The following is a 24,587-nucleotide window of genomic DNA, read 5'->3' on the forward strand; positions in this document are numbered from 1 at the left end:
CTGCCTGTAAGTTCATTTTTGAATGCAAAATTGAGCTCAGACCCATGCTTCATGAAGACGTCGTCGGACGCATCCGTGCCATCCTGCTCGACGGCGAAATCCCGCCGGGCGCCCGAATTCCCGAGCGTGAGCTGTGCGAGCGGCTCGAGATTTCGCGCACGCCACTGCGCGAAGCGCTCAAGGTGCTGGCTGCGGAAGGTCTCGTGCAGCTGCTGCCGCATCGCGGCTCACGCGCGGCAAAACTGACTGACAAGGACATGCGCGACCTGTTCGAGGTCTGCCAGGGCCTGGAGGCCCTCGCCGGCGAGCTCGCCTGCGAGCGCATCACGGACACCGAGATCGACGCAATTGCCGCCGCGCATGCGGACATGGTTCAGCATTATCGCGCGGGCGACCTGATCCAGTATTATCGCGGCAACCGCGCCATTCACGAAGCCATTGTCAACGCAGCCGGAAACCCCGTGCTCGCGGGGTTGTACACCTCCGTGACCGCGCGCATCCGGCGCGCGCGGTACGTCACGCCGATGACGCCACAGCGCTGGGCGCTCGCCGTGAAGGAGCATGAGGCAATCCTGAACGCGCTTCAGAGGCGCGACGGCGCCGGCCTCTCGCACATCCTGCGTGCGCATCTGCGCCACAAGCGCGAAGAGGTGCTGCAGGCGGGCTTTGCCGAGACGGAAGGAAACGACCTCACGCTGAGAATTGCCTAGGCGCAATTCGTGTCGTCCTGGTTTGGCGGAGAGCGCGTCCACACGTGGCCTTCCCGCTCCGGGAGCTCGTTCCCGCTCCGCGTGAATCTGCGCACTAATTCCACTTGCTAGCTTGTCGCGGCCGGCGCAGCATACTTTTCTGCCGACCTGCCGTCGCGTGGCCGATCGGGCCGGTGCCAACGCGCGAACAATCGCGCAAAACAAAAGACAAAGCGGAGAAACGCATGACAATCGATGTCTCTCGTCGGTCCCTGCTCGCACTTGGGGCGGGCCTTGGTGCTGGCCTTGGCGCCAGCGCCATGCTCGGCAGCAGCGCGTTGGCGCGGGCTCCCAAGCTCGGCACCCAGACGCCCTACTGGCACCGCTTCGTTCTCGGCGATGCCGAGGTGACCGTCGTATCCGACGGGCCGTTGCCGCTCGGTGATCCCTCCGGGACTTTCACGGGCGTTCCAAAGGAAGAGGTCAAGAAGATGCTGGCCGACAATTTCCTGTCACCGGACAATGTCGTGCTCGAGCAGAATTCGCCGATCGTCAATACCGGCGACAAGCTCATCCTGTTCGATACCGGCATGGGCAGTTCGAAAATGTTTGGCGCCACCACCGGGCGACAACAGAAGAGCATGACCGAGGCCGGCATCAAGCCGGGGGACATCGACGCCGTGGTCTGCTCGCATGCCCATATCGACCATATCGGGGGCATCGTGGACGAAGGCGGCAAGCCGCTGTTTCCGAACGCGCAGATCTACATCTCCCAGACCGATTTCGATTTCTGGACCGACGAAGGCAAGCTCGGCAGCCCGGTCAAGGACTTCGTCGTCCACGCCCGCAAGAACCTGCTGCCGGTCCGCGACCGCATCGTGTTCTTCAAGGACGGCCAGGAATTTCTGCCGGGCGTGCAGGCATTGGCGGCGCCCGGCCACACCGTCGGCCACACCATCTTCACGGTCTCCTCGGCGGGCAAATCGTTCGCCTTCCTCGGCGACCTCTCGCACCATTCGGTGCTGTTGCTGGAGCGGCCGCGGATGGAGTTCTCCTACGACACGGATCCGAAGCAGGCGGCCGAGTCGCGCGTCAAGCTCCTGACGATGCTCGCGGCAAACAAGATCCCGGTGATGTCCTATCACTTCGCCTGGCCGGGTTACGGCCACGTCGCCAAGGCGGGCGAAGGCTTCCACTACTATCCCGAACCGATGAAGATGACGCTGTAGGCCGAGGCCGACCAAGGCAGGTCGGTCCACTCGCTCGCCTCACCAGGTCCGGACAGCGCGCGCTGTCCGGACCTTTTGCTTGCAACCGGGCTCCGCATAGCTCCGCGCCGTTATATCGGGAATATCGATAGCAACAGTCGATATTATTCGTTTGTCAAAACCATTCTCCTGCGTAGCTTGAGGACGCGATCGCCTGCAGCCGGATGGCTGCGCCAAGAAGGGCGACGCGCCAGGAGGATTTTCGATGACGACCACGCTCGATGCATCGGGGCTGCCTTCACGCTCCCTGCTGTCGTTCCTCGATCGCGAGCATACGGTTGCAAGGCCGGGTTACAGCAGGTGGATGGTGCCGCCCGCGGCGCTCTGCGTGCATCTGTGTATCGGGCAGGCCTACGCCTTCAGCGTCTTCAACCTGCCGATGACCAAGCTGATCGGCATCACCCAATCAGCTCCGGGTGACTGGAAGCTCACGGAACTCGGCTGGATCTTCTCCATCGCGATGGTCTTCTTGGGGTTGTCGGCGGCAGTGTTCGGACGCTGGGTCGAGGAAGGGGGACCCCGGCGGGCGATGTTCACCGCCGGCATCGCCTGGGCGAGTGCCTTCCTGATCTCCGCGCTCGGCGTCCATCTGCATAATCTCTGGATCATCTATTTTGGCTATGGCGTGATCGGGGGCTGTGCGCTCGGCATCGGCTACATCTCGCCGGTGTCAACGCTGATGAAATGGTTTCCCGATCGGCCGGGCATGGCAACCGGCATGGCGATCATGGGCTTCGGCGGCGGCGCGCTGATCGCCTCCCCCTTCTCCGTCTGGCTGATGAGCAAGTTCGCCAGCATGACCGACGTCGGCGTCTTCGGCGCCTTCATCACGCTGGGCTGCGTCTACTTCCTCTTCATGATGGTCGGCTCCGCGATCGTCCGCGTGCCGGCGCCGGGCTGGAAGCCGGAAGGCTACGTGCCGCCGGCAACCGCCACCAAGCTGATGACGAAGAACGATGTTTTTGTCTATCAGGCGATCAAGACGCCGCAGTTCTGGCTGATCTGGATCGTGTTGTTCTGCAACACCACCGCAGGCATCGGCGTGCTCGGCCAGGCTTCGGCGATGAGCCAGGAGATGTTCCCGGGACACATCACCGCGGTCGCGGCCGCCGGTCTCGTCGGCCTGATGAGTCTCTTCAACATGGGCGGACGCTTCAGCTGGGCCTCGTTGTCCGACTTCATCGGGCGCAAGAACACCTATTTCGTCTACATGGTGCTCGGCTTCGCGCTTTACGTGACCGTGCCTTATGCCGGCGCCAGCGGCAATGTCGTGCTGTTCGTGCTGTGCTTCCTGATCATCGTCAGCATGTATGGCGGCGGCTTTTCCACGGTGCCGGCCTATCTGCGCGACATGTTCGGCACGCGCTATGTCGGGGCCATCCACGGCATCCTGCTCACAGCATGGTCGATGGCCGGCATCGCCGGGCCGGTGCTGATCAACTACATCCGCGAATACAACGTCACCCATGGCGTGCCGAAGGCGCAGGCCTACAACACCACCATGTACATCATGGCCGGACTGCTCGTGGTCGGCTTCCTCGCCAATCTCTGCGTCCGCGCCGTCGACAAGCGCCATCACATGAAAGACGACGACAAGGCAAGTCTCGAACCGGCGCGCGCTTGAGGCGCGGCGAGCAAAAAGGAGCAACCATGACGACGACATCGCGAAGCGAGGCATCGTTCTCGCAGCTGCTGCTGAGCTGGGTCGCCTATCGGCTGTCCCGGACCATGGCGGCGATCAAGCCGGCATATCGCGCCAGTGAAATCGCGGCGGCGGTCGCGGCCAGCAACAATCCCTCGGGGGCATGACATCATGCAGAGCGCTCAGACGGCAAGGACCACACCGCTGCAATTGGCGCTGGCCTGGAGCTTTGCGGGCATCCCCCTGCTCGCAGGCGTCATCCAGACCCTGCTCAACGCCATGAAGCTGTTTCAATAGGCAAGAGGCCGATGCGCCCCACGGACATGCACGCAACGCTGCTCGGCAACGCGCGACGGTTGATCAGCGACGAAGGCTTTGCCGTCTCCATGCTGGCCGCGGTGATCGCCGCCATGGTTCTGGCCTTCGGCCTCGGCGCGACCGCGGACATCGTCGTCGCGATGCTGGCGATTGGCGCCGTGACGGCCGTCGCCGAGACTCGCCTTTATAGACGCGGGTAGCTTCGAACAGGCCGTCAGCGACGCTTGCGTGTGGCACGCGCCGGCGTTTCCATCATGCGGCGGGTCTGCTCGGCGGCGAGGTCGCGCATGAGCGCGATCGCGGTCTGAACGTGATCATCGGGCTGGTCGACTGAGTGGACGACATAGGCCGGCATCGAGAATTTCGGTGCACCCGCCACCAGATGCAAGCGCCTGGCCTTGAGCAGAGGCTCGACGATCCGGTGCGCGAAGTAGCCGGAGCCGCCATTGGCGAGCACGTGCTGAAGCCCGAGCCAGCCGATGTTTGCAGTCAGCGCGGGTCCCGCAAAATTGGGAAAGACGGCGCTGTGGCGGGCATAGAATTCCGGCCCCCAGTCGACATAGACGTAACCATCCTGCGGCTCCGGATCGCTTTTGGGGTTGGTCGAGACCAGCACAAGCTGCTCCTCGATCAGCAACTCGACCTTGAGGCCCGGGCGGCTTTGCGGCGTGTACATCACGCCGATGTCGAGGCGGCCTTCGACCAGCCCCTGCATCAGCTCCGGCTCCAGCGCGCTTTCGGCGCGGATGGAGATATGCGGATTGGCCTCCTGCATGCGCGGCACCCAGAGCAGCAGAAATTCCTCCCACAAACCGATACGGCCGCCGACGACGAGCGCGCCGCTAAATCCCTTGGGAATTCCGACGTCGTGCCGGGCCTGCTCGACGGTGCGAACAAGTGTCGAAGCGTGACGCTGAAACTGACGGCCCGCCGCCGTCAGCGCCGCGCCGGCCTTGTTGCGAACGAACAGTGTGCAGCCAAGCAGCTCTTCGAGCGAGTGAATCCGCGTGCTGACTGTGGACTGGCTGACGTGAAGGCGATCGGCGGCCGTAATGAAATTCCCCGTCGCGACCACGGTCAGGAATGTACGCGCGAGCTCAGTGTCCACCGGCATCCCCACAAATCGAAATTATCGATATGAAAGGCGCTCTCTTCGGGGATGTCAAACTGGCAAGTGGGGGCTATTCCGCCGGCTCGGCTGCGGCCACGGTCTTCGACCCAGTTGCATCCGCCGGGGTCCCCGGGAATACTCGCCGGACCAGAACGAACAGCGCGGGCACGAAGAAGATGCCGAGGACGGTTGCCGCGATCATCCCGCCGGCGACGCCAATGCCGACAGCGTTCTGGCTGGCCGAGCCCGCGCCGGTCGCCACCGCCAGCGGCAGCACGCCGAGGATGAAGGCGAGCGAGGTCATCAGGATCGGACGCAGGCGTTGCCGCGCCGCGTGCAGCGTGGCATCGACGAGGCTGCTGCCGGCCGCGATCTGCTCCAGCGCGAATTCGACGATCAGGATCGCGTTCTTCGAGGCAAGACCGATCGTGGTCAAAAGGCCGACCTGGAAATAGACGTCGTTGGCCTGGCTGAACAGCGTCGCCGCAAGCAACGCGCCGAGCACGCCGATCGGCACCGTCAGCATCACCGCGAACGGGACCGACCAGCTCTCGTACAAGGCCGCGAGGCTCAGGAAGACGATCAGGAGCGAGATCGAATAGAGATACAGCGTCTGGCTGCCGGTGAGCCGTTCCTGAAACGACAATCCGGTCCATTCGTGGCCGTAGCCCTTGGGGAGCTTGGCCATCTGCTCCTCTACTGCCTGCATGGCAACGCCCGAGCTGATGCCCTGCCCCGCCTGGCCCTGAAGCTCGACGGCGGCAACGCCGTTGTAGCGCTCGAGACGCGGCGAGCCGAAGCTCCAGCGATCGGTCGCGACAGCCGAGAACGGCACCATCGAGCCAGAGACGTTGCGCACGTACCAGCGGCCGATGTCGCTGGTGCCCATGCGGAACGGCGCGTCGCTCTGCACATAGACCTGCTTGACGCGGCCCCGGTCGATGAAGTCGTTGACATAGGCTCCGCCCCAGGCCGCCGACAGCGTAGTGTTGAGATCGCTGAGGTTGACGCCGAGTGCTGTGGCCTTGGCCTGATCGACGTCGAGGTTGAATTGCGGCGTGTCGTCCTGGCCGTTCGGCCGCGCCTGCGCGACGCGTCTGTCCGCCGCGAGCTGCCCGAGCAGCTGGTTGCGGGCCTGGATCAGCGCCTCGTGGCCGTTGCCGCCGGTGTCCTGGAGATAGACATCGAAACCGCCGGCATTGCCGAAGCCGGGGATCGACGGCGGCAGCACCGCAAACACCATGGCGTCGCGGATCTTCATGAACGCCCCCATGGCGCGGCCGACCACCGCCTGCGCCGAGGCCGCCGGATTCTTGCGCTCGTCGAACGGTTTCAGGCTGACGAAGGCCAGACCGACATTTTGCCCCTGCCCCGCAAAGCTGAAACCATTGACCGCGAACACACCGTCCACGGCATCCTTCTCGTTGTCGAGATATTGATGCTCGACCTGCTTGATGATTTCGAGGGTGCGCGTCGAGGCCGCGCCGACCGGAAGCTGGATCAGGGTCATGATCGTGCCCTGGTCCTCCTCGGGCAGGAACGAGCTCGGCAGCCGCTGGAACAGGACGACCATGCCGGCGACGATCGCCACGAAGGCGATCATCACCCCGGCGACGCGCTTGATCGCAGCGCCCGCGGTGCGCTGATAGCCGTCGGCCATGCGGTCGAAGCCGCGGTTGAACAGCCCGAAGAAGCCGCGCTGCGCGCCATGGTGCTTCGGCGGCTTCAGGATCGTCACGCAAAGTGCCGGCGTCAGCACCAGCGCCACCAGCACCGACAGCAGCATCGCCGTGACGATGGTGAGCGCGAACTGCCGGTAGATGATGCCGACCGAGCCATTGAAGAACGCCATCGGGATGAACACGGCCGAGAGCACGACGCCGATCCCGACCAGCGCCCCGGTAATCTCGCGCATGGACTTCTCGGTCGCCTCGCGTGGGCCGAGCTGCTCCTCGGCCATCACGCGCTCGACGTTCTCGACCACGACGATGGCATCGTCGACCAGAAGGCCGATCGCCAGGACCATCGCGAACATCGTCAGCGTGTTGATGGAATAGCCCGCCAGCGAGAGCACGCCGAAGGTCCCGAGCAGCACCACGGGTACCGCGATGGTCGGAATGAGGGTCGCTCGCCAGCTTTGCAGGAACACGAACATCACGACGAAAACCAGCACGATCGCCTCGAACAGCGTGTGCACCACCTTCTCGATCGATAGTTTCACAAAAGGCGTGGTGTCGTAGGGGTAGATGACGCGAAGGCCCTCCGGCATGGTGGCGCTGAGCTGGGCGATGCGCGCCTTCACCGCCTCCGCCGTTGCGACCGCATTGGCGCCGGTCGCAAGGCTGATGCCCATGCCCGCGGCAGGCTTGCCGTTGTAGCGAGCCGCTGAATCATAGGACTTCGAACCGAGCTCGACGCGCGCGACGTCGCCGATGCGCACGGTCTGGCCGGACGATGCGGTGCGCAGGATGATGTCCTTGAACTGTTCGACGGTCTGCAGGCGGCTCTGCGAGGTGATGGTGGCATTGAGCTGCTGGCCGCCGACGGCGGGAAGACCGCCGAGCTGGCCGGCCGTAACCTGCGTGTTCTGGGTCTGGATTGCCGCGGTCACGTCGCCGGGCATCAGATTGTATTTCGCCAATTTATCGGGATCGAGCCAGATGCGCATGGCGTATTCGGCACCGAACAACGTCACCTGGCCGACCCCGGCGACGCGGCTGATGGGATCATTGACCGAGGACGCCACGTAATCGGCGATGTCGCTGGCGGCAAGCCGTCCGTCCTCGGACACGAAGCCGAGCACCATCAGGAAGCTCGCCGACGACTTCACGACCTTGATGCCCTGCTGCTGCACGACCTGCGGCAGCAGCGGGGTTGCCAGCTGAAGCTTGTTCTGCACCTGCACCTGGGCGATGTCGGCATCGGCTTCGTTGGTGAAGGTCAGCGAGATCTGCACCACGCCGGTCGAGGTGCTCGACGACGACATGTATTGCAGATAGTCGAGACCGGTCATGTTCTGCTCGATGACCTTGGTCACCGAGTTCTCCGCGGTCTGGGCGTTGGCGCCGGGATAGGTCGCAGTGATCGTGACCACGGTCGGTGCAATCTGCGGGTATTGCGCGATCGGCAGGCGCAAGATCGCGAGCACGCCGCCGAGCATGATCAGGATGGCGATGACCCAGGCGAAGATCGGCCGCTTGATGAAGAAATGGGACATGACGATTACTGCCCGGCTGTGGCGGCCGTGGGCCGCGCGTCGGCTTGCCGCGTCGGATCCACGGTGAGGCCGGTTGCAGGATCGACCGCGAGCTCCACGGTCTTGACGGGCGCACCGGGGCGGGCCTTCTGCGATCCTTCGACGATCAGGCGATCGCCCGACCTCGCGCCGGAGCGCACGAGCCAGTTGCTGCCGACATCCTCGCCGAGCTCCAGCGTCCGCTGCTCGACCTTGCCGTCCTTGTCGACGAACATCGCCACCGCCTGCCCCAGCGGATTGCGCGAGACCGCGCGCTGCGGCACCAGGATAGCGGCCGGATCGACGCCCGCGACCACCCGGGCGCGCACATACATGCCGGGCAGCAGCGCGCGCTCGGGATTGGCGAAGACCGCGCGCGATGAGACCGAGCCGGTGCTCTCGTTGACGCTGGCATCGGTGAATCCGTACTTGCCCTTGTGGCCATAGGCCCTGCCGCTCTCCATCAACAGCTCGACCTGCACGCCCTCGGCCGGGCGCTTGAGCCGGCCACTGGCGATCTGGCTGCGCAGGCGCTCCATCTCGGAGGTCGACTGGTCGAGGTCGACATAAACAGGGTCGAGCTGCTGGATCGTCGTCATCGCGGTCGCCTGGCTGGCGATGACGAGCGCGCCGGGCGTGATGCTTGACTTGCCGATCCGGCCCGAGATCGACGCGGTGACCTTGGTGCGGTCCAGCGAGATTGCGGCGGTTTCGCGGTTGGCCTCGGCGGCCTTCAGGTCGGCCTCGCCCTGCTTGTAGGCGGCAACGGCATCGTCAACGTCCTGCTGGCTGGCCGCGTTGGTCTGCAGAAGCTGGGTCTTGCGCGCAGCCTTCAGCTTGACGCTGACGAGCGTTGCCTCCGACCTCTGCACCGCGGCCTCCGCGCTCGCCAGACCCGCCTTGTACTGCACCGGATCGATCTCATAGAGCAGATCGCCTTCCCTCACCTCGGCGCCTTCCACGAAGTCACGCTTGAGCAAAATGCCCGTGACCTGCGGCCGGACTTCGGAAACCTGATAGGCAACGACGCGCCCCGGCAGGACCGTCGAAATCTTCGCTTCCTGCGGTTTCAGGGTCGTGATGCCGACCTCGGGCGCCATCTGCTGTAGAGCGGCTTGCGGGCTCCGTTCCCCGCAAGCGGCAAGCAGCAGGGCAATCAACGGGACGGCGCGGACGATCGGGGGACGCATGATGAGATCCATGGGTAAGTTGCGGCCCCTCCAGGGGATCGCGCACGGAAACATTTGGAAACTATTCAGTTTCCGCCCGGAAACTTGTTGGTTTCCCTTCCCGAAGTCAAGTGCTAGACTGCCTGTTCAACTGCGTTCAAGCAGTCGTGAAGCAGCTCAGATTCAAGGCGGGTGTTTCCATGGCGAGAGAATCCAGCAGTCAGGGGCGCATCGACCCGCCTTCGGGGCGGACCAAGCCGGCCGTCGGCCTTCCCGCCCCGGACGCACGCATGTTGCAATTGCTGACGGCGGCGAAGGAGACCTTCACCAGCAAGGGTTTTGCCGCGACGACGATGGACGATATCGCCGGTACCGCCGGCATGTCGAAAAAGACACTCTACAAATTGTTCGAGAGCAAGACTGAGCTGTTTCGCGCCATGCTGCTGCGCAGCCTGCCGCAAGCCGATTACGCAGACACCCCCGCGGAAGGATCACCAACGATCCGGCTTCGAAACACGCTCCGGGAGGCGGCGGACGTGGCGTTGTCGCCGGGCGAAATCGCGCTGCAGCGCCTGATCATCGGTGAACGTCAGGCCTCGCCTGCGCTGGGACGCATGTTCGCCGAGGTCATCATCGAAAGCGGCATCGAGCATATCGTCGACCTGCTCAAGGCCGTTCGCCTGGAGCCTCGTTTCGAGGGCGTGCCGCTCCGCCTCATCGCCGAAATGCTGTTTGGCATGGTGTTCAGTCACGATCATTTCAGGCTGCTGACGGACACCGGATTCAAGCTCAATCGCCGCGCGCTGGACCGGCGGATCGATCTTGCGATTGCGACGTTCTGTGCGGTCGAGAATCGCGCCGGTGCAACGCGGCCCCGGGGCGAGCACCCATCGTCCGAGGGTTCGGCGTCCGAAGGAAGGACACCGGCTCGATCCCGGATCTGAGGCGTCAGATGCGCGAGCGCTCCTCGATGTCGCGCAACAGCCTCTTGGCATCCGCGCGATCGCCGCGCTCTGGTTGACCAGCGAATAGCTGCAATTCCTGCTGCAGCAGCGTGCGTGCGCGGTCCGTCTGGCCTCTGGCGGCGAGCAGGCTCGTCAGCCCTTCGGCGGCACGCAAGCCAAATCCTCGCTGGCCACGCCGGTGGGCGAGCGCCAGGGCCAGCTCGAAGTTCTGCTCCGCGAGCATGGTGTCGTTGATTTGCGCGTGCGAAGCAAACCGCCCTTCGATACGCAGGCACTCGACCTCGTACCAGTAGTTGCCGCCCCGCCCGAAGACGTTGCGCGCCTGATCGAGGCAACGTCGGGCGTCCGCCAGCCTGTCGACGCGGAGATAGGCCTCGGCCAGCCAGCAAAGATAGGTGGGCAGCCAGTAGACGAGGTGCGCCGTCTGCAGGAAATCACGCTGCTTCTCGAGCACTTCGATGCCTTCCGCGAGGCGGCCGCTTTCGAGGTCGGCCCAACCGAGAAATGTCCGCGCCACCGAGACCCAGAGCGGCAGTTCCCGTCTGATCGCCCCATCGAGCGTGCGTTGCGCGAGCGCCCGGACGGTCTGCACGTCCCGCTCCAGCGTGTGGAGCATGCAGGCATGCGCGTAGGCATAACCGAGGGTATGGGCATGCGACAATTGCTGCGCATGTCCGAGTGCCTCCTGGCCGTGCGCGATCGCCTCGCTCACTCGGCCCACCAGCCAGCAGCAAATGCACAAATTGGACAGGCTCGTGATCTGCACGTCGGTCCCGTAGATCACGGCCGTCGCGCGGTCGGCGGCAGCATCGTAGAGCTTGGCCGCCCGATCGAGATGGATGCACGCCTGCTCGGTCTCCCCGTCGAGCAAGGAGGTGCCGAGCAACCGATGGCCGACCATCCGATCGGCCCTCGTTCCCTTTTGCTCGGCGAGCGTCAGAAAGTCCCGCGCCAGCGTGCCCGCCTCCCGGACGTTGCTTGCCACACGCAGGTAAGACCATCTTGCGTACAGCGCCGGAAAGATGCGCGGATCGTTATCGAGAGCGCGGCAGAGCTCGATCGCACGGCTGCTCACATCGGCGACCGCGTCGGCGCCAAATCCCTGGACCGCGATCGTCGGTCCGATCAGCGCGATCTGGGCGTTCAGCTCCAGATTGTCCCGTTCAAGCCCTGCTGGAAGCCTCCTGATCTCCTCCAGCGCCATGTTGAGTTCGGCAATCGCCTCCAGATTTGCCGAACGTTCTGCTGCCTGCTGGGCCGCTTTAAGCCACATCTGTGCCGCTCGGGAGGTGCGTCCCGCCTCAGACAGATGCTGCGCGAGATAGCCGGGTTCGGTGGTGGCAATCTCCGGCAGATGGAGCTCGATCTCCTCAGCCACGCGGTCGTGAAGCTCCCGCCTCTGGCGTTTGAGAAGCGAATAATAGGCGACGTCCCGGACCAGGGCATGCTTGAAGGAGTAGACCTTTTCATCGTCATCGCGCTCAAGCCCTATCAATCCAGACGCTCGCAGTCGCTCGAGGGCGGGTTTGAGCGCGTCGCGAAGCTCGCCGGCAACGGCGGCAAGAAGCCGATGCGAAAAGCTCCGGCCAATCACCGACGCGAGCTGCGCGACCGCCTTCGCATTGCCGAGCCGCTCCAGACGCAGCATCAGGGAGTCGTAGAGCGCCGACGGCACCTCTGAAGGTCCGCTCGCGCCAGCCCTTCTGACGCCGGGATCGACCTGTCCAGTCTCGAGGGCAGCCGCCGCCAATTCTTCCACGAACAGCGGCACACCGTCCGATCGCGCGACAATCTGCTGGAGCAACTGGCTTGGCAGTTGCTTGTCGCGGACGACCGATCCTGCGAGATCGCGGCAGTGCTCGTCGTCGAGACGCTGAAGCACGATGCGCAGGATCATCGGCGACACGCTACCGATGACAGACGCTCGGCTGGTGACCACCAGCAGGTTGCGCGTGCCCCCGATCTGGCCGGCAATGCGCTCGACAATCTCGATCGTCGACGGATCGGCCCAATGAAAATCCTCGACCAGGATCAGGCTGGCCTCGCCGCGCGTCAGCGAGATCAACAGCCGCACCGCCGCATCGCGCGTCTTCCGACGTTGCTCATGCGCGTCGGGAATTGTTGTTGGACCTGACGCCGCCGGCCCCGGTAAACCGAGCATTTGACCGATCAGCGTCAACTGCTCCTCGTCGCCGCCGGACGTTGCGGCCATGAAATCACGCAGACGCGCCAAGTTCACCTCGGCGTCTTCGTCCCTGCCAATGCCGATGCGCTGCTCAAGGGCTCTGATGATCGGGTATAGCGGCGTGTTCTGATGCGGGCCGGAGGCCTGGATCGCCAGGATCAGGCCATCCGGCAAAGCCGCCCTTTCGATCAGCTCCAGTGCCAAGCGCGATTTGCCGATGCCGGGCTCCCCGGTGATCTCCACCGTACGCCCCTGCCCGGTCTTCGCCAGCTCCCAGGCCTGCAGCAACTGCCCCAATTCGGTGACCCTGTCGACGAGGCGCGAGGCATTGCGATGGCGGGCGCGGTGGCCGACGCCATCTTCCGACGTCTCGCCTGAGACGAGAAAGACCTCGACCTTCCGCGACAGTCCCTTGAGTGAACGCATGCCTAGCGGTTGCAAGGCGAATTTGCCTCGCAGCAGGCGCTTTGTCTCACCACTGATCACGAGCGAATCGGGCTCGCCCATTTCCAGCAACCGGAATGCGATGTTGGGCGTATCGCCGACGATCTCGGTCGCATCGTGTACGTGACCCGGCCCCGCCCTGCCGATCACCGCTACTCCCGTATGCACGCCGATCCGAACGCGAAGCGGTTCCCGGATCGCCGCGATCGCGCGATCGCTCAACTCCCCAATTGCCCGCAACAACAGCAGACCGCAGCGTACCGCGCTCTCAGCCTCGTTTTCCGATGCGAGGGGATAACCGAACTCGGCGCGAATGCCGTCGCCGATGTAGTTGACGACACTGCCGCCGGCATTCGCGATGCACTGCGAGCTGATCGCCTGGAATTCCAACAATATCTCGCGCAAATCCTCGATGTCGCAGCGCTCGGAGAGGCCCGTTGAATCAACGACGTCGCAGAACAAGACCGTGAGCTGACGGCGTTCGGTTGCTCTGTCGTGAGGATCGTCCATCACCCACTCCGGAATTCTGACATTTTTCGGCGTTTTCGAGCTGGCGCCCTACCTTTTCCAGGGGGCGACAAGATTGCGCATTTCTCCCAAAACAAGTCCACAACGCTTTCGGCGACTATCCGTCAGCCACACTGTCTCGATCCCGCCGGGCACAGCTTCAGCCCAGACCGGACTTGTCGGCACGTCACTCCCGTCGTCGCTTCGCGTCGATCCTCACGGGCTAAGCAGATCCGCAAAGAACGGATTCAGCATGCGCCCGTGCGGATCCTCGCGTCTGACTTGCTCAGAGAACTCCGTCCATCTCGCCCCATACGCCGCCGTGACATGGCGCTTGGTGATGAACGGACTCTGGTTCAGCAGAGGAATGCCATTTCTCTTGGACGCAAACTCATTGAACTCCTTCAAAAACCCGTCCCACGCCGGCCTGTCCGTATAGGCGTGAATGGGATCGACTGAAAAAACATCTCCGTCATGCGAGTAGGACAGCAACGAATGCTCGTCCTTCCGGATGAAGTAGGAACCAAGCGCCATGTTGCAGCGGAAGTCATGCTCCTCAAAATACTTCTCGCTGAAGTCCACATAGTCGCGCAGCACGTTCAGCCACTCACCGCGCGGAAATGTCCAGAACGTGAATGCATAACGCGCCGATGGCGGCGTCTCGCTGTAGTCGATCGTCTTGTCGGGATTGTACAAGGTCGCGCCGCCGACCAGGTGCAGGAACGACATCAACAGCTTGCTGCCAACGAACCAAGCGTCGAGCGACACATCCCTGAGAGGCTTGGTGGGGATGCTGCTGTCGATGAACCTGCCGACGCGCGCTTCCGTATAATTCCAGAGGGTACGGCGGCTGGCGGCGAACAGCGATCCCAACGGTCCAACCCGGTCGGCGGGGTGCCGCGTCTGGAAGTGCGCCTTTCGACCGACCGTCCAGCAGATCAGACCTCGCGACGCATCGATGATCCCATCCACCTCCTTCTCGGTCAGCTCTGCGATCGGGCGCGGCAAATAGCTGAAGTGGATCGCCTCCAGCCGTTTGATCCGAAACGTCACTTCGTAGATGACGCCGGACAAGCCGTAACTCGAGCGCATGAAGTACATCAGATGCGGGTCTTTATCCTGCGACGCTTCCGCCATCTCGCCGCTGGGGGTTACCCATTTGATCGCCGTGATGTACGAGCCGACCTGTCCAAACTCGCCGCCATCCAGTCCGTCCTTGGTGTGGCAACAGGCCGCCGCCCCCAGCGTCATGTTCCCGATCTCGATATTGGTCAGAAACTGGAGGTTCATCGCCCGTAACGCCCGAGATGCGACAATGAACTGGAGGCCCGCCTCGGCCGTGAACGTCATGCCATGTGGATCGATCTTGAGGATGCGGCTCATCGCGGACATGTCGATGATCGTGCCGTCCGACGATGCGCAAGGCGTCAAGGAATGATAGCTGCCCATGGCCCGGACAGGGCTTGGGTAGCGCTCGGCATCCCTGAGGATCGATTGTATCTCCTCGACGGATCGCGGCGACACCAGTTGCGCGGGAGAGCTTGTGATCCCGCCATCATAATTGCGAACCATACTGCCCATCTGCGTCACCCCCTCGACGGCGAAACACGCAACTTAAGATGGCTCTTCTGTCCTGCCGACGCCGGTGTCGGCCTGGTCTTCACAAGGTTCAAGCACGTTGCCGCGCAGTTCGCTCCGCGCGCAAATTCAGCCGGGCGGCCTAACGCAGCCAGGGCTGCATGGCATCCTATCCGAGCAAATGTTCAACCGACAGGGGAAATTGTACGACGGGGCGACCGCAGCTTCCAGCACGTCGCGTTGGCAAGCGGGGCATTTTGGTGCTATTGAACTGCCTTTGCTAGTTGCAATCCCAATTGATTTCACGCGGTTGTTTGGGAGCGTCAATGTCCCGCGAAAACGATGGTTTTGTCTTCCATCGTGGCCTGCTCCAGGCGGTCCTGGATGTCGCCTTTCGGGTCATCAATTTTTTTGTCAGATGGGACCACCTGCCGACCCTGCTCGGATCCGCCAATCTTTCGGTCTTCCGCGAGCGGTTGCGGGAGCACAACCTCCGCCACACGGGTTACGGCACGACTCCGCCTGGCTGGAGCACCGGCAATGACCGGTGGCGTTCCGCCGATGGCTCTTTCAACAGCCTCGACCATCCGCGCATGGGCATGGCGGGCGCCCGGTTCGGACGCAATTTCCCGCTGCCGGAATGCGTGCCGGACAGCGTAGACGACCTGCTCGAACCCAGCCCGCGCGTGATCTCGATGGAATTGCTGGCGCGCGACACCTTCATTCCCGCGACCAGCCTCAATCTGTTGGCCGCCGCCTGGATTCAGTTCGAAACGCATAATTGGTTCAGCCATGGGGTTCCCGAGCCGGAAAACGAGTTCAAAATCCCGCTGAAGACGGGCGATACCTGGCCCGAAGACGAACGGGTCGACGGCTGCATGAAGATCCGCCGGACTGTCCCCGACCGAACGCCGCGTGAACCATGGCTCGGCGCGACACCCACATTCCGTAACCTCAACTCGCACTGGTGGGACGCCGGACAGATCTACGGCAGCGATCGCGACAGACAGATGCAGATCCGTTCCAAGGCCGACGGAAAGATCGAGGTCGGGAGCGATGGAATGCTTCCCGCCGATCCAGCTCATCCGGGCGCCGATCTCACTGGATTCAACGACAATTGGTGGGTCGGGCTCAGCCTGCTCCACAATCTCTTCGCACGTGAGCACAACGTCATCTGCGATGGCCTGAAGACACGGTATCCAACCTGGAATGACGAGGAACTGTTCCAGCGCGCGCGCCTGATCAACGCAGCCCTGATCGCCAAGATCCACACCATCGAATGGACGCCAGGCATCCTCGGCCATCCTGCGCTGGACTTCAGCATGCGCGCCAACTGGTCGGGGATACCGTGCCGGGTGCTGCGAGCGGTGCTCGGCGAGAACAGCGAAGCCGCCTATGGCATCATCCGCTCTCCGACGGATCAGCATAGCGCGCCCTACGCGATGACCGAGGAATTCACTGCGGTCTACCGCCTGCACCCGTTGATCCCGGACGACATGGATGTGCGGCGGATCGACGCCGCGGGGGTTGAACACTGCAAGCTGGTCGATATGCAGGGACGCGCGACCCGCAAGTTCATGGAGACGCACGGCTTCGTCGACCTGCTGTACTCGTTCGGCACGGCACATCCCGGCGCCATTCGCCTGCATAATTACCCCAACTTCCTCCGCCAATTCGAAAAGGACGGCCAACCGCTGCTCGACATGGCCGCCATCGATATCGTGCGCGACCGCGAGCGCGGCGTGCCGCGCTACAACCGGTTCCGCGAGCTGGTCGGCAAGCAACGGGTCAAGACATTCGAGGAGATCACCAGCATTCCCGGCGCGGCAAAGAAGATGCGCGCGATCTACAAGGGCGACGTCGACCGCGTCGATCTGATGGTCGGACTGTTGGCCGAGGATCTGCCGGACGGTTTTGGCTTCAGCGATAGCGCCTTCCGCATCTTCATCCTGATGGCATCGCGGCGTCTCAAGAGCGACCGCTTCTTCACAGACGATTACCGGGCGGAAATCTACACCGACTTCGGTCTGGACTGGATCCAGAACAACGGAATGAAATCAGTGCTGCTGCGGCACGTGCCGCAACTCGGCCCGGCGCTCGAGGGCGTCAACAACGCCTTTGCCCCCTGGAACGTGCTGCGAGGCTCAGCGTGGCCCTCATCATAACCATTCCGGGCCTCGTCCGCCTCGCCCTCGTCCGCAACCCGGATGAACTGCTCCGCGTCAACGATGCGGCTGTGGTCACTCGCTCGCTGTCCGGCCGCGGAGGCCTGTTCAATCGCTCGGTCGCGGCAAAGCTAACGGTTTTCCGCGCCCCCGATGGCGACATCTGGCCAGCATTTCGCGACCGGCACGATCCGCTGCGCGCTGCGCATCAGGCCTCGCTCGAATCCGCGCTTTCGAAGATCGATGCGCTGTTGCAACAGATCGCGCCGGAGATCACCGAGCTCGGCAATTACGTCGGCGGCCGGCGCGCGCATCGCAGCATGGGCGTCGTTGTACAGCAGGCCGTAGGCCGGCTGTTCTTCCCCGACTATCTCGCGAGCGAGGAATCCTACGCCGCCGCGCGCACGTTGCAGGCCTGGTCGTCGGCCTGGCCGCTGCGTGCAGCCTGGCTCAGGCGCAGCGGCGCGTTGAAGGCCGCGCTCGATCGAATCCAGACTGCCTCGCGCGGCAACATGGCTTGCGCGCACGCAACTGCGCTCGCGATGAACAACATCGTGAAATCGATCGAGCTGATGCGCGAGCTGGCGCTCCACGGCGACAATCTGGCGAAGATCGAGCCGAAGGACGCGCTGCTTCGCACCCTGCGCGCGCCGGCGCGCGTGGTCCGCGAGACGCGCGACGGAGACTTCATCGGTCTGATCCGGCTGCGGTCGCGGACGCTGGTCCTGCTGGCGGTCGAAAATGCCCGGCAGCAGCGCGCCTCCGACCCGGGCTTCGCATTCTTTGCCGGTGCCTGGAATCAGTGTCCCGCTCACGGCCTTGTCCCGGCCTTGCTCAGCAACGTCTGGCAGGCGGCCAGAACGCGCGCGACAGCAGGCGCTTGAAGAACGCCGCGCAACGTCGTCGGCAATCGCACGGGATGGAATTAGCAGGCGAGCTTATCCGCGATCCCGCCAAAGTCCTTCGCGACGATGTCCCAATTGCCAGTCGCTTCGAAGTCCACCTTCTGCAGCGGCCCGTACTCTGTCGGCCGCGCCACGAAGGCGGTCTTCAGCCCGTTCTTCTGCGCAGCCGCGAGATCGCCGTTGTGGGCGGCGACCATCATCACCTCTTCCGGCTTGAGGCAGAGCAGACGCGCAGCGCCGAGATAGGTCTCCGGATCAGGCTTGTAGTGCGCGAACAGCTCGGCCGATAGGATGAGATCCCACGGCAGCCCTGCAAATTTCGCCATGTTGGTGAGCAGCGCGACGTTGCCGTTCGAGAGCGGCGAGATCACGAATTTAGTTTTCAACCGGGTCAGGCCCGCGACGCTGTCGGGCCAGGGATGCAGGCGGTGCCAGCCTTTTGTGAGATAGTCGAGATCGGCTTCGGTGAGGCCCTTGATCGAGAATTGATCGACCAGCTTTTCCAGCGAGCGGCGGTGCAGATCGTCGAGCATGACATAGCCACGCTCGGGATGTTTGCGCACGTCGTCCATCGAGGCCATGTACATGCCGCGCCAGCCGTCGACCAAAGCGGTCCAGTCGGCGCTGATGCCGCGCTGTTTGCCCCACCACATGAAGTCTGTGATCAGACTGGTGCGCCAGTCCACGACAGTGCCGAACACGTCGAAGACAAGGGCTTTGACGGCGGAGAGATCGGATGTTGGCGTCATGTTTCGCTCCGCGGATTTTCCTGCGCGCGGTTGGCTCCGGTTGACATCGAGGGCTTTAAAGCACGATCCTTTCCATGCAACAATAGCGGTTGTCCGCCACATCACGTTCGTCCGCGACGAGCAATGTGACCATCTCAACCAGTTGGGTGCGCCCGCATCTGCCATGACAACCATCCCTGTCGCATACATTTTGCTCGACGATGCCCGCCTCCCGGACGAAGAGGCGTTGATCCGGGCGCTACGCGTTCGTCATCCCGAGTTGCAGTGGAGCCGCAGCACGATCGCATCACGCGCCGACGCTGGCGATCCGATGTTCATCCGTGCCGGCGATCAACTCATGGCGATCCTCATGATTCCGGCGCCCATGCCTTTCGATCAGCAGCTGTGGCAGCGGGCCTCCTGGCTATGGCCGGAATCTGTCGACGCCGCCGGCCGCCATCGCGCGCACCTCATCGTCTCGCCGATGGGTCCTGCCGAAAGCAATGCGGAACTGAAGGCGCTGGGTTTTGCCGAGAATACACGTCTCGCGACGGCCTTTGTGGGGGCCGTCGTCGCGGCACTGGCTGGTGTTGTCGCCGTGGTCTGGCGGGGAAACGTCGGTCGTTCGCCCGAGATGTGGCTGGAGCAGTCACGTAGCGCGTTTGCGCCCTATCCAGATCAACCGTTCGCATTGTGGATGGAGATCGTCCCCTACCGTTCCGGCAAGACCATAGGAGCCTACACGGTCGGACTGTCGGCGTTCACTGGACGAGAGATCGAGTTCGAGGTGGATGGGCTCGATCAACACACCGTCACCGCCCGCGTCGCCCAGCTTTCGGCATATCTCATCGGAAACGGCCTGGACGACGGACCCAAGAGCGGCGAGGTGTTCGAGGCCGATTCCGAGATCGATCATCGCGTCGCGGTGCTCCACCGCAACTCGCGCTTCAATATCGGACCGGTCATCTCGTTCTCATCCCTCGATGATCGATCGGGGAGAATCAGGACCTATCCGATCATTCCCGCCGCCATTGCCCGGAATCATCCGCTGCTGGTCATGCTGGGCAAGGTCGGGCTTTTCGATCCGGCACAGGCCAAGAACCAAATCAGGCTCAGGCCGGATCACTATGAATCGGAAGTCCGCATCGAGAGCTTCGATCAAGGCCTCTCGCAGGCGCTGTCCGGAATGATCGCAACCGATGTCTATGCCGAGGCCGACACGAACGCGCGCCGCGCGCTCGAGAGCGGAGACATGGCGTCCGCGAGATCCATTCTCCAGCCCTGGGCCGAGGAGGTTGGCTTGCTGCAAGGAGCAGCCAAGCTCGCTCTGACTTTGTGCGACGTGTTCTTGTTCATGCCGTCGCCGCTGCGCAGCCCGTAGCGGGCAGACGATGGACCAGTCCCTGCGACGTCCGGCTCAACCGGCCGAACGATCGCGTGGGGGACAGCCTTAGTCCAAATGGAACTTGGCCAGCTCGCGGTGCTCGGCCTTGATGTAGCGCACGGTGCCGGTGACGGAGCGCATCACCACCGTCTCGGTCTCGATCACGCCGTCCTTGCGGAATTTGACGCCTGACAGCAGCGAGCCCGTGGTGACGCCGGTGGCGGCGAACAGGCAGTCACCGCGCGCCATGTCCTCGATGCCGTAGATCATCTTGGGATCGTTGACGCCCATCTTGGCGGCGCGCTCGATTTTCTCGGCGGAATCGAGGATTAGCCGGCACTGCATCTGGCCGCCGATGCAGCGCAGCGCCACGGCCGCGAGCACGCCTTCCGGCGCGCCGCCGGTGCCGAGATACATGTCGACGCCGGTATTGTCAGGATCGGCGCAATGGATCACGCCGGCGACGTCGCCATCGGTGATCAGGCGCACGGCGGCGCCGGTCGAGCGCACGCTCTCGATGATGCTTGCATGGCGCGGACGATCGAGCACGAGAACCGTGATGCCGTCAGGCTGGACGCCCTTGGCCTTGGCGAGGCGGCGGACGTTGTCGGCCGGCGTTGCATCGAGATCGACGACGCCCTTGTCGTAACCCGGGCCGATCGCGAGCTTCTGCATGTAGACGTCGGGCGCGTGCAGCAGCGTGCCGCCGTCGGCCATCGCCATCGTGGCAATCGAGCCCGGCATGTTCTTGGCGCACAGCGTGGTGCCTTCGAGCGGATCGACCGCAATGTCGACCTGCGGGCCGGCGTTCAGGCCAACTTTCTCGCCGATGAAGAGCATCGGCGCCTCGTCGCGCTCGCCCTCGCCGATCACGATGGTGCCCTCGATCGGGAGCTTGTTGAGCTCGCGGCGCATCGCATCCACCGCGGCCTGGTCGGCCGCCTTCTCGTTACCGTGCCCGCGCAGCCGCGCCGACGACACCGCCGCCCGCTCCGTCACCCGCACGATCTCCAGCGTGAGAATGCGCTCGAGCAAGGCGTGCGGGGGGACTTCAATATGGGTCGACATCGGCTAACTCCTTCGAAACAGTTTTGGACAGGATTCCTTGCCCGCATTAACTCGTAACGCCCACGGTTCGTTCGACGAACCGCCTCAGTTCTTCTCGATCCGGATCACCTGCGGCCGTCCGCTGATCACCTTGTCCTTCTGCACGGCGGCGAGCGCGCGGCGCACGGCGTCCTCGTGGGTCGCATAGGTGATCAGGATGACGGGCACGGGGACCGCCTTGCCGTTATCAGGCGCAGCGCCGCCATTGGGATGACGCTGCACGATCGACTCGATCGAAATCTTCTGTTCTGCAAGCCGCGTCGCGATCGCAGCCGCGGTGCCGGGGAAATCGCGCGCCAGAAGGCGGATGTAATAGCCGCCCTCGTGCCGCTCCATCGGCGCCTTCTTGGTGTCGCGCAGTTGCGAAATCGGCCGGCCGAACGGATTGGCACGGATGCCGCGCGCGACATCAGCGATGTCGGCGACCACGGCGGATGCCGTCGCGGCGCCGCCGGCGCCGGGGCCAACCAGCGTGATCGGCGGAATGCCCTCACCGTCGATCGTGACAGCATTGGTGACACCCATCACCTGCGCGATCGAGGAGGATTTTGGAACCATCGTCGGATGCACGCGCTGCTCGATGCCCGTGGCGGTGCGCACCGCAACGCCGAGCAGCTTGACGCGGTAGCCGAGATCGGACGCCGCGCGCAGATCTTCCGGTGCGATGGATGAGATGCCTTCGACATACACCGCGCTTTGAGCAACTTTCGTGCCGAAGGCGAGGCTGGCGAGGATCGCGAGTTTTTGCGCGGTATCATGGCCGTCGACGTCGAAGGACGGGTTGGCCTCGGCATAACCGAGCCGCTGCGCGTCCTTGAGGCATTCGGCGAAGGACAGACCCTCCTGCTCCATCCTCGTCAGGATGTAATTGCAGGTGCCGTTGAGGATACCGTAGACACGGTTGATGCCGGTTCCGGCAAGACCCTCGCGCAACGTCTTGATGACGGGGATCGCGGCGCCGACGGCTGCCTCGTAATTCAACGCCCCGCCGTGCTTTTCGGCTGATTTGGAGAGCTTGAGGCCGTGCTTGGCCAGCAGCGCCTTGTTGGCGGTGACGACCGACTTGCCGGCGTTGAGTGCGGCCTCGACGGCCGCCAGCGCGGGATCGCCGGCGCCGCCCATCAGTTCGACGAAGCAATCGATGCCGGGATGGGTGGCCAGCGCCATCGGATCCCTGACCCATTCGACGCCGCGCAGATCGACGCCGCGCTTCTTCGCCTTCGAGCGCGCGGTGACGGCAACGACACGGATGCCGCGGCCGCTGCGGCCCGCGAGCACGCGGGCCTGCGTTTCAATCAAACGGACCACTTCGGCGCCCACGGTGCCGAGCCCCGCTATGCCCACTTTCAGGGGTGCAACCATGATGTCTTAGAAAACCTGCCGAAGAGAACTTAACGCCGATTGGCGAGCGGAACGACGTTGTGCAACGTTTCGATGCCGCTTTCAAGGAAGCGTCGCACGCCGCGCGCGGCCTGCCTGATCCGTTGCTCGTTTTCCACCATGGCGATGCGGACATATCCTTCACCATGCTCGCCGAAGCCGACGCCGGGCGACACCGCGACGCCGGATTTCTCGACCATCAGGGTCGCGAACTGCATGCTGCCGACGCTGCGGAAGGCTTCCGGCAGCGGCACCCAGGCGAACATCGACGCCTCCGGCGGCGGAATCTCCCAGCCGGCGCGGCCGAACGATTCAACCAGCGCATCGCGGCGCTTGCGGTAGGTGTCGCGCATCTCCTTGATGCAATCGTCGGGCCCGTTCAGCGCCGCGGTCGCCGCGACCTGAACCGGCGTAAAGGCGCCGTAATCGAGGTAGGATTTGACGCGGGCGAGCGCCGCGATCACGCGCTCATTGCCGACCGCGAAGCCCATGCGCCAGCCGGCCATCGAATAGGTCTTCGACATCGAGGTGAACTCGACGGCGACATCGATCGCACCCGGCACCTGGAGCACTGAGGGCGGCGGATTGCTCTCGTCGAAATAGACCTCGGCATAAGCGAGATCGGACAGGATCAGGATCTCGTGCTTCTTCGCGAACGCGACCAGGTCCTTGTAGAAATCGAGGCTCGCGACATAGGCGGTCGGGTTCGAAGGATAGCAGACGACGAGCGCGAGCGGCTTCGGGATCGAATGCACGATTGCCCGCTCCACCGCCTCGAAGAACTGCGGCGTCGGCTCGGAGGGCACCGAGCGGATGACGCCGCCCGCCATCAAGAAGCCGAAGGCGTGAATCGGGTAGCTCGGGTTCGGACAGAGGATGACGTCGCCGGGCGCCGTGATCGCCTGCGCCACATTGGCAAAGCCCTCCTTCGAGCCGAGCGTCGCCACGATCTGGGTGTCGGGGTTGAGCTTCACGCCGAAGCGGCGGGCGTAGTAGCCGGCTTGGGCCCGGCGCAGTCCGGGGATGCCGCGGGACGCCGAGTAGCGGTCGGTGCGCGGCTTGCCCAGCGTCTCCTTCAGCTTCTCCAGCACATGCGCCGGGGCCGGCAGATCCGGATTGCCCATGCCGAGGTCGATGATGTCGGCGCCAGCATTCCGCGCGGCCGCCTTGGCCCGGTTGACCTGCTCGAACACGTAAGGCGGAAGGCGGCGGATGCGGTAAAATTCTTCCATGGCTCTCTGGGCTCCGGGCAACCGGTCAGGGCAGAATCGACAGGACGGACGACGATTCGGAAGGGCGCTCAGGATCGTCGTGAAAACTACTCAAAATCAAATGCTTAGAGCAATCATCGACAACGAAGACTGAAGTCGTTCGCCCTGACTCTCGGCTGAACCGGGATCTTTTAGCACGGCAAGGCGGGGGCGCCAGCGATTACCTTGCTGTGCCTCATTTCGCGTCCTTGCCGGCAGCGGCCTGGCGATCGCGCGCGGCGGCGAGCTCGGCCTCGATCTTGGCGCGCTGCTCCAGCGGGATGGTCGCCTGATCCCGATCCGGCGGCAGGTCGTGCACCGGCAGGTAGGTACCGGGCTCCCTCGGATGTGCCTGCGCGTCCGTGGGCGTCATATCCGCGAGCTGGCTCGAGCAGCCGCCCATGGCGAGCGCCGCAATCAGCAGCGCGCTGCGGATCGGCAGCGTCTTTTGCAGGTCCCATAACGCCAACACTTGGGAAATCCCCTACTCGTCCCAAAGCACGGCCCCGGGCAACCTTACCCAAGACCGCGCCCAAGCTCAAACCATTGCTGCCCGA

20 protein-coding genes are annotated in these 24,587 nt (G+C 63.8%); 10 read left to right on the forward strand and 10 right to left on the reverse strand.

What is annotated here, in order from left to right; translation table 11 throughout:
- Positions 1-44: 44 nt before the first annotated feature.
- The 6 genes from IVA81_RS30195 to IVA81_RS30215 all read left to right on the forward strand — a co-directional run bounded on the left by IVA81_RS30195 (position 45) and on the right by IVA81_RS30215 (position 4,117).
- A complete protein-coding gene (locus IVA81_RS30195; protein WP_247324744.1) occupies positions 45-710 on the forward strand; it encodes a GntR family transcriptional regulator in 666 nt (221 codons plus the stop codon).
- Between the two features lie 224 nt (positions 711-934).
- On the forward strand, positions 935-1,918 hold the full coding sequence (locus tag IVA81_RS30200; RefSeq protein WP_247324745.1) for an MBL fold metallo-hydrolase: 984 nt from the start codon (positions 935-937) through the stop codon (positions 1,916-1,918).
- Positions 1,919-2,162: 244 nt separating this feature from the next.
- Positions 2,163-3,581, forward strand: coding sequence for an OFA family MFS transporter (locus IVA81_RS30205; RefSeq protein ID WP_247324746.1), 1,419 nt, complete (start codon positions 2,163-2,165; stop codon positions 3,579-3,581).
- Positions 3,582-3,607: 26 nt separating this feature from the next.
- Complete coding sequence (locus IVA81_RS30210; RefSeq protein ID WP_247324747.1) at positions 3,608-3,766, forward strand: hypothetical protein; 159 nt, start codon at positions 3,608-3,610, stop codon at positions 3,764-3,766.
- 4 nt (positions 3,767-3,770) lie between these two features.
- Positions 3,771-3,896: a hypothetical protein gene (locus tag IVA81_RS40515; protein ID WP_256469402.1), complete on the forward strand. Its 126-nt coding sequence runs from the start codon at positions 3,771-3,773 to the stop codon at positions 3,894-3,896.
- Positions 3,897-3,907: 11 nt separating this feature from the next.
- The gene (locus tag IVA81_RS30215; protein ID WP_247324748.1) at positions 3,908-4,117 is read left to right on the forward strand and encodes a hypothetical protein; all 210 of its coding nucleotides are present in this window, start codon (positions 3,908-3,910) and stop codon (positions 4,115-4,117) included.
- 14 nt (positions 4,118-4,131) lie between these two features.
- Here the strand turns inward: IVA81_RS30215 and IVA81_RS30220 are convergent, their stop codons facing one another.
- The 3 genes from IVA81_RS30220 to IVA81_RS30230 all read right to left on the reverse strand — a co-directional run bounded on the left by IVA81_RS30220 (position 4,132) and on the right by IVA81_RS30230 (position 9,453).
- Positions 4,132-5,025 carry a LysR family transcriptional regulator gene (locus IVA81_RS30220; RefSeq protein ID WP_247324749.1) on the reverse strand — a complete coding sequence of 298 codons (894 nt, stop codon included), beginning with the start codon at positions 5,023-5,025 and terminating at the stop codon, positions 4,132-4,134.
- A gap of 73 nt (positions 5,026-5,098) precedes the next feature.
- Positions 5,099-8,245 (reverse strand): efflux RND transporter permease subunit, encoded by a 3,147-nt coding sequence (locus tag IVA81_RS30225; protein WP_247324751.1) that lies wholly within the window; start codon positions 8,243-8,245, stop codon positions 5,099-5,101.
- A gap of 5 nt (positions 8,246-8,250) precedes the next feature.
- Positions 8,251-9,453 carry an efflux RND transporter periplasmic adaptor subunit gene (locus IVA81_RS30230; RefSeq protein ID WP_247324752.1) on the reverse strand — a complete coding sequence of 401 codons (1,203 nt, stop codon included), beginning with the start codon at positions 9,451-9,453 and terminating at the stop codon, positions 8,251-8,253.
- Positions 9,454-9,632: 179 nt separating this feature from the next.
- On the opposite strand from IVA81_RS30230, the gene IVA81_RS30235 reads away from it, so the two are divergent.
- Positions 9,633-10,376: a TetR/AcrR family transcriptional regulator gene (locus IVA81_RS30235; RefSeq protein WP_247324754.1), complete on the forward strand. Its 744-nt coding sequence runs from the start codon at positions 9,633-9,635 to the stop codon at positions 10,374-10,376.
- A 4-nt stretch (positions 10,377-10,380) separates the two neighbouring features.
- Here the strand turns inward: IVA81_RS30235 and IVA81_RS30240 are convergent, their stop codons facing one another.
- Entirely contained in the window at positions 10,381-13,536 is a 3,156-nt protein-coding gene (locus IVA81_RS30240) for an adenylate/guanylate cyclase domain-containing protein (RefSeq protein ID WP_247324755.1), read from the reverse strand.
- A 213-nt stretch (positions 13,537-13,749) separates the two neighbouring features.
- Complete coding sequence (locus IVA81_RS30245; protein WP_247324756.1) at positions 13,750-15,114, reverse strand: FAD-binding protein; 1,365 nt, start codon at positions 15,112-15,114, stop codon at positions 13,750-13,752.
- Between the two features lie 323 nt (positions 15,115-15,437).
- Here IVA81_RS30245 and IVA81_RS30250 point away from each other — a divergent pair, with 323 nt between their 5' ends.
- A complete protein-coding gene (locus tag IVA81_RS30250; protein WP_247324758.1) occupies positions 15,438-17,276 on the forward strand; it encodes a peroxidase family protein in 1,839 nt (612 codons plus the stop codon).
- Positions 17,261-18,160, forward strand: a complete 900-nt coding sequence (locus IVA81_RS30255) for a hypothetical protein (RefSeq protein WP_247324760.1) — start codon at positions 17,261-17,263, stop codon at positions 18,158-18,160. The genes IVA81_RS30250 and IVA81_RS30255 overlap by 16 nt, the downstream gene beginning before the upstream one ends.
- Before the next feature lie 41 nt (positions 18,161-18,201).
- Here the strand turns inward: IVA81_RS30255 and IVA81_RS30260 are convergent, their stop codons facing one another.
- A complete protein-coding gene (locus tag IVA81_RS30260) occupies positions 18,202-18,930 on the reverse strand; it encodes a haloacid dehalogenase type II (RefSeq protein WP_247324761.1) in 729 nt (242 codons plus the stop codon).
- Here IVA81_RS30260 and IVA81_RS30265 point away from each other — a divergent pair.
- The gene (locus IVA81_RS30265; protein ID WP_247324762.1) at positions 18,872-20,290 is read left to right on the forward strand and encodes a hypothetical protein; all 1,419 of its coding nucleotides are present in this window, start codon (positions 18,872-18,874) and stop codon (positions 20,288-20,290) included. The genes IVA81_RS30260 and IVA81_RS30265 overlap by 59 nt on opposite strands.
- 69 nt (positions 20,291-20,359) lie before the next feature.
- Here the strand turns inward: IVA81_RS30265 and glpX are convergent, their stop codons facing one another.
- The 4 genes from glpX to IVA81_RS30285 all read right to left on the reverse strand — a co-directional run bounded on the left by glpX (position 20,360) and on the right by IVA81_RS30285 (position 24,502).
- The gene (gene glpX, locus IVA81_RS30270) at positions 20,360-21,361 is read right to left on the reverse strand and encodes a class II fructose-bisphosphatase (RefSeq protein WP_247324763.1); all 1,002 of its coding nucleotides are present in this window, start codon (positions 21,359-21,361) and stop codon (positions 20,360-20,362) included.
- Between the two features lie 84 nt (positions 21,362-21,445).
- Complete coding sequence (locus IVA81_RS30275; RefSeq protein WP_247324764.1) at positions 21,446-22,762, reverse strand: homoserine dehydrogenase; 1,317 nt, start codon at positions 22,760-22,762, stop codon at positions 21,446-21,448.
- A gap of 29 nt (positions 22,763-22,791) precedes the next feature.
- Positions 22,792-24,012 carry an LL-diaminopimelate aminotransferase gene (locus tag IVA81_RS30280; RefSeq protein WP_247324765.1) on the reverse strand — a complete coding sequence of 407 codons (1,221 nt, stop codon included), beginning with the start codon at positions 24,010-24,012 and terminating at the stop codon, positions 22,792-22,794.
- 214 nt (positions 24,013-24,226) lie between these two features.
- Complete coding sequence (locus IVA81_RS30285; RefSeq protein WP_247324766.1) at positions 24,227-24,502, reverse strand: hypothetical protein; 276 nt, start codon at positions 24,500-24,502, stop codon at positions 24,227-24,229.
- Positions 24,503-24,587: the final 85 nt, after the last annotated feature.

It is taken from the genome of Bradyrhizobium sp. 141, assembly GCF_023074055.1.
Taxonomy (GTDB): domain Bacteria; phylum Pseudomonadota; class Alphaproteobacteria; order Rhizobiales; family Xanthobacteraceae; genus Bradyrhizobium.

Bases quoted from the DNA above. Each gene is read 5' to 3' on its own strand.
- IVA81_RS30225 (WP_247324751.1), bottom strand. From the start codon at position 8,245: ATGTCCCATTTCTTCATCAAGCGGCCGATCTTCGCCTGGGTCATCGCC.
- IVA81_RS30245 (WP_247324756.1), bottom strand. From the start codon at position 15,114: ATGGGCAGTATGGTTCGCAATTATGATGGCGGGATCACAAGCTCTCCC.
- IVA81_RS30240 (WP_247324755.1), bottom strand. From the start codon at position 13,536: ATGGACGATCCTCACGACAGAGCAACCGAACGCCGTCAGCTCACGGTC.
- IVA81_RS30215 (WP_247324748.1), top strand. From the start codon at position 3,908: ATGCGCCCCACGGACATGCACGCAACGCTGCTCGGCAACGCGCGACGG.
- IVA81_RS30280 (WP_247324765.1), bottom strand. From the start codon at position 24,012: ATGGAAGAATTTTACCGCATCCGCCGCCTTCCGCCTTACGTGTTCGAG.
- IVA81_RS30250 (WP_247324758.1), top strand. From the start codon at position 15,438: ATGTCCCGCGAAAACGATGGTTTTGTCTTCCATCGTGGCCTGCTCCAG.
- IVA81_RS30235 (WP_247324754.1), top strand. From the start codon at position 9,633: ATGGCGAGAGAATCCAGCAGTCAGGGGCGCATCGACCCGCCTTCGGGG.
- IVA81_RS30230 (WP_247324752.1), bottom strand. From the start codon at position 9,453: ATGCGTCCCCCGATCGTCCGCGCCGTCCCGTTGATTGCCCTGCTGCTT.
- IVA81_RS40515 (WP_256469402.1), top strand. From the start codon at position 3,771: ATGCAGAGCGCTCAGACGGCAAGGACCACACCGCTGCAATTGGCGCTG.
- IVA81_RS30195 (WP_247324744.1), top strand. From the start codon at position 45: ATGCTTCATGAAGACGTCGTCGGACGCATCCGTGCCATCCTGCTCGAC.
- IVA81_RS30260 (WP_247324761.1), bottom strand. From the start codon at position 18,930: ATGACGCCAACATCCGATCTCTCCGCCGTCAAAGCCCTTGTCTTCGAC.
- IVA81_RS30210 (WP_247324747.1), top strand. From the start codon at position 3,608: ATGACGACGACATCGCGAAGCGAGGCATCGTTCTCGCAGCTGCTGCTG.
- IVA81_RS30205 (WP_247324746.1), top strand. From the start codon at position 2,163: ATGACGACCACGCTCGATGCATCGGGGCTGCCTTCACGCTCCCTGCTG.
- IVA81_RS30275 (WP_247324764.1), bottom strand. From the start codon at position 22,762: ATGGTTGCACCCCTGAAAGTGGGCATAGCGGGGCTCGGCACCGTGGGC.
- IVA81_RS30200 (WP_247324745.1), top strand. From the start codon at position 935: ATGACAATCGATGTCTCTCGTCGGTCCCTGCTCGCACTTGGGGCGGGC.
- glpX (WP_247324763.1), bottom strand. From the start codon at position 21,361: ATGTCGACCCATATTGAAGTCCCCCCGCACGCCTTGCTCGAGCGCATT.